This window comes from Nonomuraea sp. NPDC003214, assembly GCF_053590035.1.
This window is the reverse complement of sequence record NZ_JBSFSX010000038.1, coordinates 1-8,854: the sequence shown is the minus strand read 5'-3', so window position 1 is coordinate 8,854 and position 8,854 is coordinate 1. Positions and strand designations below refer to the sequence as shown.

At 68.0% G+C, this 8,854-nt stretch carries 7 protein-coding genes; 3 read left to right on the top strand and 4 right to left on the bottom strand.

Annotation, left to right across the window (positions count from 1 at the left end; translation table 11 throughout):
- Positions 1-139 precede the first annotated feature (139 nt).
- Positions 140-586 carry a hypothetical protein gene (locus tag ACWDXC_RS45140; protein ID WP_449993228.1) on the top strand — a complete coding sequence of 149 codons (447 nt, stop codon included), beginning with the start codon at positions 140-142 and terminating at the stop codon, positions 584-586.
- A gap of 430 nt (positions 587-1,016) precedes the next feature.
- On the opposite strand, the gene ACWDXC_RS45135 is transcribed toward ACWDXC_RS45140, so the two are convergent.
- Entirely contained in the window at positions 1,017-1,856 is an 840-nt protein-coding gene (locus ACWDXC_RS45135) for a universal stress protein (RefSeq protein ID WP_449993226.1), read from the bottom strand.
- A 207-nt stretch (positions 1,857-2,063) separates the two neighbouring features.
- Here ACWDXC_RS45135 and ACWDXC_RS45130 point away from each other — a divergent pair, with 207 nt between their 5' ends.
- Together ACWDXC_RS45130 and ACWDXC_RS45125 are read left to right on the top strand one after the other, a co-directional pair.
- On the top strand, positions 2,064-2,963 hold the full coding sequence (locus tag ACWDXC_RS45130; protein WP_449993224.1) for a GerMN domain-containing protein: 900 nt from the start codon (positions 2,064-2,066) through the stop codon (positions 2,961-2,963).
- Between the two features lie 106 nt (positions 2,964-3,069).
- Complete coding sequence (locus ACWDXC_RS45125; RefSeq protein ID WP_449993222.1) at positions 3,070-3,501, top strand: pyridoxamine 5'-phosphate oxidase family protein; 432 nt, start codon at positions 3,070-3,072, stop codon at positions 3,499-3,501.
- A gap of 96 nt (positions 3,502-3,597) precedes the next feature.
- Here the strand turns inward: ACWDXC_RS45125 and ACWDXC_RS45120 are convergent, their stop codons facing one another.
- The 3 genes from ACWDXC_RS45120 to ACWDXC_RS45110 form a co-directional block, all read right to left on the bottom strand.
- Complete coding sequence (locus ACWDXC_RS45120; protein ID WP_449993221.1) at positions 3,598-5,895, bottom strand: phosphoketolase family protein; 2,298 nt, start codon at positions 5,893-5,895, stop codon at positions 3,598-3,600.
- 81 nt (positions 5,896-5,976) lie between these two features.
- Positions 5,977-7,647 carry a sensor histidine kinase gene (locus ACWDXC_RS45115; protein ID WP_449993219.1) on the bottom strand — a complete coding sequence of 557 codons (1,671 nt, stop codon included), beginning with the start codon at positions 7,645-7,647 and terminating at the stop codon, positions 5,977-5,979.
- 172 nt (positions 7,648-7,819) lie between these two features.
- Positions 7,820-8,737, bottom strand: coding sequence for a sigma-70 family RNA polymerase sigma factor (locus ACWDXC_RS45110; protein WP_449993217.1), 918 nt, complete (start codon positions 8,735-8,737; stop codon positions 7,820-7,822).
- Positions 8,738-8,854 lie beyond the last annotated feature (117 nt).

Here is an 8,854-nt window from a genome sequence, read left to right as displayed (position 1 = left end):
CACCCGGTACGACAAGCTCGCCGTCCGCTACGCAGCCACCGTCCACATCGCTGCCATCAACGACTGGCTCACGATCCTTTGAAACACGGCCTAGGCTTCCACCTCCCGGGTGCTGACAGAAATAGAAGGAGCGCGACGCATGTTCCTGCCCATCCCGTTGTCGTCGCCCCTCCGAGACAACCCCGCGAGGTTGCGTCAACGGGTGCACGCCTTCGCCACGATCGAGGGGCTGTGTCCTTGCCGGGCTGCCGATCTTGTGCTCGCCGTCCACGAGGCAGCCCTCCTCCTCATCAATACCGCACGCCCGGACGCCACACTCAGCCTGTGGGCCGACCAGGCATGCGTAAGCCTCCACCTCTACGACCCGACGAACGCGATCACCGATGACCGGATCACCGCCAGTCTCAGCCCACACTCCGGCCTGACCGGCAGTGACGCATCCCTGGCTGTCGTCCTGTTCCTGTGTGACCTCATCGCCTTTGACTGGAACACCGGAGCATCCCGCGTGCATCTGCGTCTGCGCCCCGCCGACCACCCCGCATTCGCCAACCGCCCGCCCACATCCCCGGCGTGTGTCCACCGGTAGCCCGTTGCGTCAGCTCGATCCGCCCACCAACGCACGCGTTGCGTAGTTGTTCAGTCACTGTAGATAATGGCGGCGGCGGGCCACACGTTGTGAGGGGGAGCCCGCTGGACTGCCCGACCCATGCCCAGCGGCCACCGGTCCGGGGCGGGCAGTCACCCTCGACCGCGCGCCCGTGTGACAGATGCTGGCCAAAGCCCGCGCTGCGTGATGACGCTCCCCCACAAATTCAACTACCCTCCGCAACAGTCCTTAGAGCAGGATCATTCAAGAGGGTTTCGTCCACGCTTCGGTCACCACACTGCGTGCCGTTGGACCACCGCACTCTCCGTAGCCAGCACCGGCGAGGGCCTCCTCAGACATCGACGGCGGCAGAGCTGAAAGGCATGACACCAGCTCTTGGGCCGCGGCTCGCAGCCCTCAGACCGGCCGTTCATCGCGCGGTCCGCACCACGGCCAGCGGGCAAGGAGCCCGGTGAAGCAGCTCGTGGCTGACCGAGCCCAGGATCATGCCTGCGAACGTGCTGTGCCCGTGCGAGCCCACCACCAGCAATTCGGCACCGCTCGCGACCTGCCGCAAGAGCTCGGCAGGATGGCCGTGCACGACCTCTTCGACAATCCGGACGTCCGGGTATCGATCGCGAAGGGCGGCGATCGTCTTCTTCAGGACGAGCAGATCGTCGCCGCCGTCCTCTTGCTCCACCAGGCCGAAGGCGCCCGGATAGGGATACGCCCTGACGTGCACGGCCCGCAACCGTGCTCCAAGCAGCCGCGCCTCGGCGGCGGCGAATTCCAGCACCCTCGACGACGCCGGCGAACCGTCGACCCCGGCAACGACCTCCGCACCGGGCGGCGAGGAAGGCTCGCGAACCACCACGACGTCGCACGGTGCGTGCCCGGCCACCCCGTAGGCGACCGAGCCGACCAGCATCCCACGTACGCCCCCGAGCCCGTGGCTGCCGACGACCAGCAGCTCGGCGTCCTTCGCCGCCGCGATCAGGGCGACGCGCGGGTCATCCGGGAGGAACGTCGTCCTCACCTCGATCTCCGGCTGCTCCCGGCGTGCCCGCTCCTCGGCCGCGGCCAGGACGCTTCTGCCGCCTTCGCACATCCAGCGAGCCACCTCGGCATAGCGGCCGGTCGTGGTCTCGTACGCCCACCGCGGCATGGCGTGGGCCGCGGTGAGTGGCACTCCGCGCAGTGCCGCCTCTCGCGCGGCCCAACCGACGGCTACAAGTCCGGCCTGCGAGCCGTCCACCCCAACCAGGATCATGGTTACTCCCTTGTGTCCTTTCAAGGACACTCCTGAGATCGCCGCAGACCAAGCGCCAAATGGCCCTATACGGAAGGACCTTCGTCCCGGACTGCCCCCAGCAGTCCGTCCCATCAGCCAATAGGCATGGAGATTGAGGACGTTCGCCGCTGTTGTCCGGCGGTGGTGGAGAGCACTCTGAGATCAGGAGCACTCACAGGAGAAGAGATGATCGACATGCTCCCGATCCGTCCCCTCGTCGCCACCGCGATGGTGGCCACGTCCACCGGCCTGCTCGCCGTACCGGCGCAGGCCATCACCCAGCACGCCGGCGCCCCCACCCTGATCGGCATCCGAGCCGCGCACCATGACGGCCTCGACCGGCTGGTCTTCGAGTTCCGCGGCGGCGTGCCCGCCAGGCGCGACGTCCGCTACGTGCCCAAGCTGATCGCCGACGGCTCCGGCCGACACGTGCCCGCAGTCGGCGACGCGCTGCTGCAGATCCGCTTCGGCCACGCCGACGGCCACGACCGCCACGGCCATGTCACCTACGGGCCGACCCGCAGGACCTACGCACTGCCCGGCATCATCCAGGTCGTCAACACCGGCGACTTCGAGGCGACGCTCACGTTCGGCGCCGCGCTGGCCAAGCGCACGCCCTACCGGGTCTACACGCTCAGGTGGCCCAGCCGCGTCGTCGTCGACATCGCCACGCCGTACCGGACCGTGCCGGTACGCGACTACTTCCTCAACACCGCCAATTACAACACCGGACGCAGGCCGTACACGACAGCCGTGCAGCGGCCGGCCATCCCACCGGCGACCGCATACGGCGCCCTTCAGCGTCTGTTCGCCGGCCCCACCCTGGCTGAGAAGGCGCGCGGGTTGCGCTTCGTCGATTCCAAGGCCATCGGCTTCAGCAAGCTCACCATCAAGAACGGGACCGCCCGGGTGCACCTCACCGGCCACATCACCAGTGGAGGATCGACGTTCACCATCGCCGATCAGATCAAGCCCACGCTCAAGCAGTTCCCGTCGATCAAGTGGGTGAAGATCTACGACGCCCGCGGGCACACTCAGCAGCCCTACGGGCCGTCCGACTCCATTCCCCGATCTCTGGAGCCGTGACCACGCTGATGTCATCCTCGGCCAGAACCTCCCGCTGGGGCGATCACCAGCAATGTCGGGGCTTTTGTCCCTACCTGTGCTGGGCCCGAGCGGGAAGGCTGGGAGCATGGAACTCGACTCATCCGGCCTGCAGGTGCTCTCCCACGCTGAGTGCCTGCGTCTGCTCGCGTCCACGCCGATCGGCCGGATCGTATTCACTGACCGGGCTTTGCCGGCCGTGCAGCCTGTCACCTTCCTTCTTCACGGTGAGAGCATCGTGATCCGCACGGGGTCCGGCTCCAAGCTCGCCGCCGCCACCCGCAACGCGGTGGTCGCCTTCGAGGCGGACGAGTTCGACGCCGAGGCGCGCACCGGCTGGTCGGTGACCGTCGTGGGGCACGCCCGGGCGGTCACCGACCCCGGCGAGATCGCCCAGCTTACAGCGCTTCCGCTGACACCCTGGGCGCCTGGCAACAGGGACCACTACATCGTGGTCGAAGCCGAGCAGCTCTCCGGCCGGCGTATCTCCGCGTCGCCGCACCGCCTCACGCAGAGGTGACTCCCATACGTCGGTGGTCACGATCATCAAGGCTCTCGTACACACGACAAGCCTGGAAGGCACGAAGCTGCCTTCCAGGCTTGTCTCGTCGGACCGTCAGGCCCACGTCCAATCGCGGATTTCGGCGGCGTCCTCACCGTGTTCGCGGGTGTGGGCGCGGGCCCGCAGCCGCTCGTCGGACATCCGCTGGCGCAGGTGTGCTTGAGTGGCGCCCAGCCCCGGGACGCGGTCGATGACGTCCATGACCAGGTGGAAGCGGTCGATGTCGTTGAGCATGGCCATGTCGAACGGCGTGGTGGTGGTGCCCTCCTCCTTGTAGCCGCGCACGTGGATGTTCTGATGGCCGTGGCGGCGGTAGGTGAGGCGGTGGATGAGCCACGGGTACCCGTGGAAGTTGAAGATGATCGGTTTGTCGGTGGTGAAGAGCGTGTCGAACTCGGCGTCCGGCATGCCGTGCGGGTGCTCCGACGGCGGTTGGAGCCGCATCAGGTCGACGACGTTGATGACGCGCACCTTCAGCTGCGGCAGGTGTTCGCGCAGGATGGCGGCGGCCGCCAGGGTCTCCAGGGTCGGTACGTCGCCGGCGCAGGCGAGCACCACGTCGGGCTCGGCGTCCGCGTCGCTGGAGGCCCACGGCAGGATACCGAGACCGCGGGTGCAGTGGGCGATGGCCTCGTCCATGGTGAACAGGTCGAGCACCGGCTGCTTGCCGGCCACGATCACGTTCACGTAGTCCCGGGAGCGCAGGCAGTGGTCGCCCACCGACAGCAGGGTGTTGGCGTCCGGGGGCAGGTAGACCCGGACGACCTCGGCCTTCTTGTTGACCACCACGTCGAGGAAGCCCGGGTCCTGGTGGCTGAAGCCGTTGTGGTCCTGCCTCCACACGTGCGAGGACAGCAGATAGTTGAGCGACGCCACCGGCCGTCGCCACGCGATCTTCTTTGACGTCTGCAGCCACTTGGCGTGCTGGTTGAACATCGCGTCGATGATGTGGATGAACGCCTCGTAGCAGTTGAACAGCCCGTGCCGCCCGGTCAGGAGATAGCCCTCCAGCCAGCCCTGACACAGGTGCTCGCTGAGCACCTCCATGACCCGGCCGCCGGCGGCGAGGTTCTCGTCGGTCGGCTCGACTGTGGCGTTCCAGGCGCGGTCGGTGGTGTCGAAGACGGCCTGCAGCCGGTTGGAGGCGGTCTCGTCCGGGCCCATCAGCCGGAAGGTGTGCGAGTTGGCGGAGATCACGTCGCGCAGGAAGGCGCCCAGAGCCCGGGTCGGCTCGCTGGCGGTGGTCGCGGGCGCCTTGACCTCGACGGCATAGTCCCGGAAGTCCGGCAGGGTGAGCGGCCGCAGCAGCTCGCCGCCGTTGGCGTGCGGGTTGGCGCTCATCCGCAGCGGTCCCTCGGGGACCGTCTGCAGGAGCGCGGGCACCGGCCGGCCGTCGGCGTCGAACAGTTCCTCCGGCCGGTAGGAGCGCATCCACTCCTCCAGCATCGCCAGGTGCTCGGGGTTGTCGCGGACGCCGGACAGCGGCACCTGGTGGGCGCGCCACGTGCCTTCCACGGGTTTGCCGTCGACCTCACGGGGCCCGGTCCAGCCCTTGGGCGTACGCAGGATGATCATCGGGAGGCGGTTCTCGCGGCCCTCCTTGTAGGCGGCGATCTGGTCGAACACCTCGTCCAGCGTTCGCGCCATCTGCTCGTGATCCGGGCCGACGATGTGGGGACGGTATCCGTACCCCTCCATGAGCTTGATCAGCTCATGCTCCGGGATCCTGGCCAGCACGGTCGGATTGGCGATCTTGTAGCCGTTCAGGTGCAGGATCGGCAGCACCACGCCGTCGCGGTAGGGGTCGAGCAACTTGTTGGAGTGCCAGCTGGCCGCCAGCGGTCCGGTTTCCGCCTCACCGTCGCCTACAACGCAGGCGACCACGAGGCGAGGGTTGTCGAAGGCCGCGCCGAACGCGTGGGCCAGCGAATAGCCGAGTTCGCCGCCCTCGTGGATGGAGCCGGGCGTCTCCGGCGCCACATGGCTGGGGATGCCTCCAGGAAAGGAGAACTGGCGAAACAGCCGCCGCATGCCGGCCGCGTCCTGCGAGACGTCCGGATACTTCTCCGCGTAGGAGCCCTCCAGCCACGCATGCGCGACCGCCGCAGGTCCGCCGTGACCCGGGCCGGCGATGTAGATCATGTCCTGGGCGCGCTCGGCGATGATCCGGTTGAGGTGGGCGAAGCAGAAGTTGAGCCCGGGGGTGGTGCCCCAGTGGCCGAGCAGGCGCGGCTTGACGTGCTCGGGCCGCAGCGGCTCGGTGAGCAGCGGGTTGTCCAGCAGGTAGATCTGCCCTACGGACAAGTAGTTCGCCGCACGCCAGTACGCGTCGATTCGCTCCATCGCTGTCATGTGCTCGATACTGCCGAGGTGCCGCGACCGCAGCCAGGGTCCTTGGTCCCCGCCGGCCAGGGCAGAAGGTCGGCCGCCCGATCACAGAGGGACATGCCAGCGCAGCCTCGTTCCTCCACTGTCCATGCTGTCCATCTCCGCCGTACCGCCCAACTGGACGGCCCGTTCCTCGATGTTGCGCAGGCCGCTGCGCCGTCCGCTCTCGCCGACTCCCACGCCGTTGTCGGTCACCGTAAGTGTGAGGTGGGCGTCCGCGACCTCGACAGTGACCTCCGCCCGGGTGGCATGTGAGTGGCGCACCACGTTCGACAGCGCCTCACGCAGCACGGCCAGCAGGTGTTCGGCGACTGGCTCGGGCACGACGGTGTCGATCTGCCCCTCCATGCGCAGGCCCGGCATGAAGCCGAGATGCCCGCCCGCGCCCTCGACCAGATCGACGATCTTGGCCCGCAGGCTGGGCGCGGAGTCCTCGCGCGTTCCCTGCAACGCGAAGATGGACGAGCGGATCTGCCGGATGGTCTCGTCCAGCTCGTCGATGGCGTGCTGCAGCCGCTTGCCCGCCTCCGGCCGCTCGACCAGCCGGACCGTGCTCATCAACGTCATGGCGGTCGCGAACAACCGCTGGATGACCAGGTCGTGCAGGTCCTTGGCGATCCGGTCACGGTCCTCCAGCAGGCCGAGCCGTTCGGCGTCGCGGCGGGCCTCGGCCAGCTCCAGCGCGATCGCCGCCTGCCCGGCGAACGACTGCAGCATCTGCCGGTCGGCGTCGCTGAACGGCAGCCGCCCGCTCCGCTTGGCCAGCGCGAGAACCCCGCGTGTCGACGTGGCGGCTCCCAGCGGCACCATGAGCCCAGGCCCGTACCCCAGCCGGCGCAACGGCGACTCAGGGTAGGGGGCCTGCTGCAAGTTCTTCTCCGCGACCGGCTCGCCTCGGGTGAACGCCTCGCCCGCAAGCGTGGCCGAGATTTCGAACTCTGCGTCCAGCAGTTCGTCCGCGCCCTCGCCTTCGATGACATCCACCTTCAGCGAATCTCCCGACGGCTCGGGAAGCAGCACCTGGACCAGGTCCGCGTCGCACATCTCGCGGGCCCGCGCCGCCATCGTGGTGAGCACCTGCCGGGGGTCGGCCCCGGACAGCAGGCTCGTGGTCACCTCGGCCGACGCCTGCAGCCAGGTCTCGCGCCGCCGCGACTCCTCATAAAGCCGGGCATTCTCCACGGCAACACCTGCGGCGGTGGCCAGCGCGATGACGACCGCCTCGTCCTCCTCGTCGAACTCACCGCCGCCGCGCTTCTCCGTCAGATAGAGATTGCCGAACACCTCATCGCGCACCCGTACCGGGACGCCGAGGAAGGTGCCCATCGGCGGATGACCGGGCGGGAACCCGTACGACTCGGGGTGGTCGGAGATCTTGCCCATCCGCAGCGGCCGGGCATCCTTGATCAGCAGGCCGAGCAAGCCGAGCCCGTGCGGCCAGTGCTCGATCCTGGCGATCTCCTCCTCGCTCAGCCCGACCGGGATGAACTGCAGCAGCGTGCTCTCCTCACCCACAACGCCCAGTGCGCCGTAGCTGGCGTCCACCAGTTTGGTCGCCGTTTCCACGATCCGGCGCAGCACTGTCTCCAGGTCCAGATCGCTGCCCACGGACACCACGGCTTCGAGCAGCGCATGCACCCGATCCCGCGTGGAAAGCACGGCGTTCAGCCGAGTCTGCAGCTCGGCCAGCAGCTCATCCAGCCGCATCTGGGGCATCAGTGCACGATGCTCGCTATCCGACATGCTGATCAGTCTGCCACCCGGGAATCCCGACGCCCACCCCCCGGCTTCCGGTGGTGGCGGAGCACCGGAACACCTCCTTCAGCGACGTCGCCGAGGTGACGGTGTCGTGGCATCAGCGCTGAACTGGTGGGCACTGATCACGGGATCACGATGCCCAAGCGAGCAGGCCCCGCCTGACTCCATGCCTCCGAATCCGCTCAAGCGATTCCCTCTCCAGCTGGCGCACCCAGAAGGGGGTCAGCCCGAGCATGTCGGCGATCTGCCGAGGCGTGTGCTCCGGGCGCCCGTCCAGGCCGAATCGCAACCGCAAGATCAGCGCCTGCCGGGGCGCCAGCCCGTCCACAAGTGACGTGAGCAGTACCTTCAGCGCCTCTCGCTCCACGAGATCGGCAGCCGAGGGGCTTTGGGTGTCCACCATCAGGTCTCCGAGCGTCGTCACGTGACGCCCCTCTCCTACCGCCAGGTCCAGGCTGGCGCATTCCTGAGGCACCTGCCGGAGGAAAGCCAGTCTGGCCGGCTCCTGCCCGGTCTCCTCGGCCAGTTCTCGCTCCGCCGGCACGCGGCCGAACCGGTGCGTGAGCGCGGCCTCGGCGAGGCTGACCTTCCTCAGCTGGTCCTGGACCGCCATCGGCAGACGCACCACTTGTGCGTGTTCGAGTCCTCGCTGGATGGCTTTGCGGATCCACCAGGTGGCCACGGTGGAGAACCTGTTGCCCCTGGCGTGATCGAACCGCTCGACGGCCTCGATCAGTCCCAGGTTGCCGTCCTGGATCACGTCTGCCAGCGACATGCCGCGGCGTGCGTAGCGCTTGGCGACCGACACCACCAGCCGCAGGTTCGCCTCGATCATGTGCTTCCTGGCGGCCCGGCCGTCCGCGACAACGGCCTGCAGATCGGGGGTTGCGGAGCCTTGTTCGATGAGGCGGGCGGCGTATGTCCCCGCCTCGATCCGTCTGGCCAGCTCGATCTCCTCGTCTGCACTGAGCAGAGCGGTGCCCCCGATTCGGGCCAGGTAGTCGCTCAGGTAGTCACGCCGACTGGATGCGGCTTGTGCGTCGGTCATCACAGTCACTCCCGGTCCTGATCTGGGCTTGATCCGGTTTGACGGACATCCGAGATCAGGGGTTCGTCCCCGGAAGGATGTCCATGATGGAGAGCATGGGGAAGAAGAAGCCGCGTC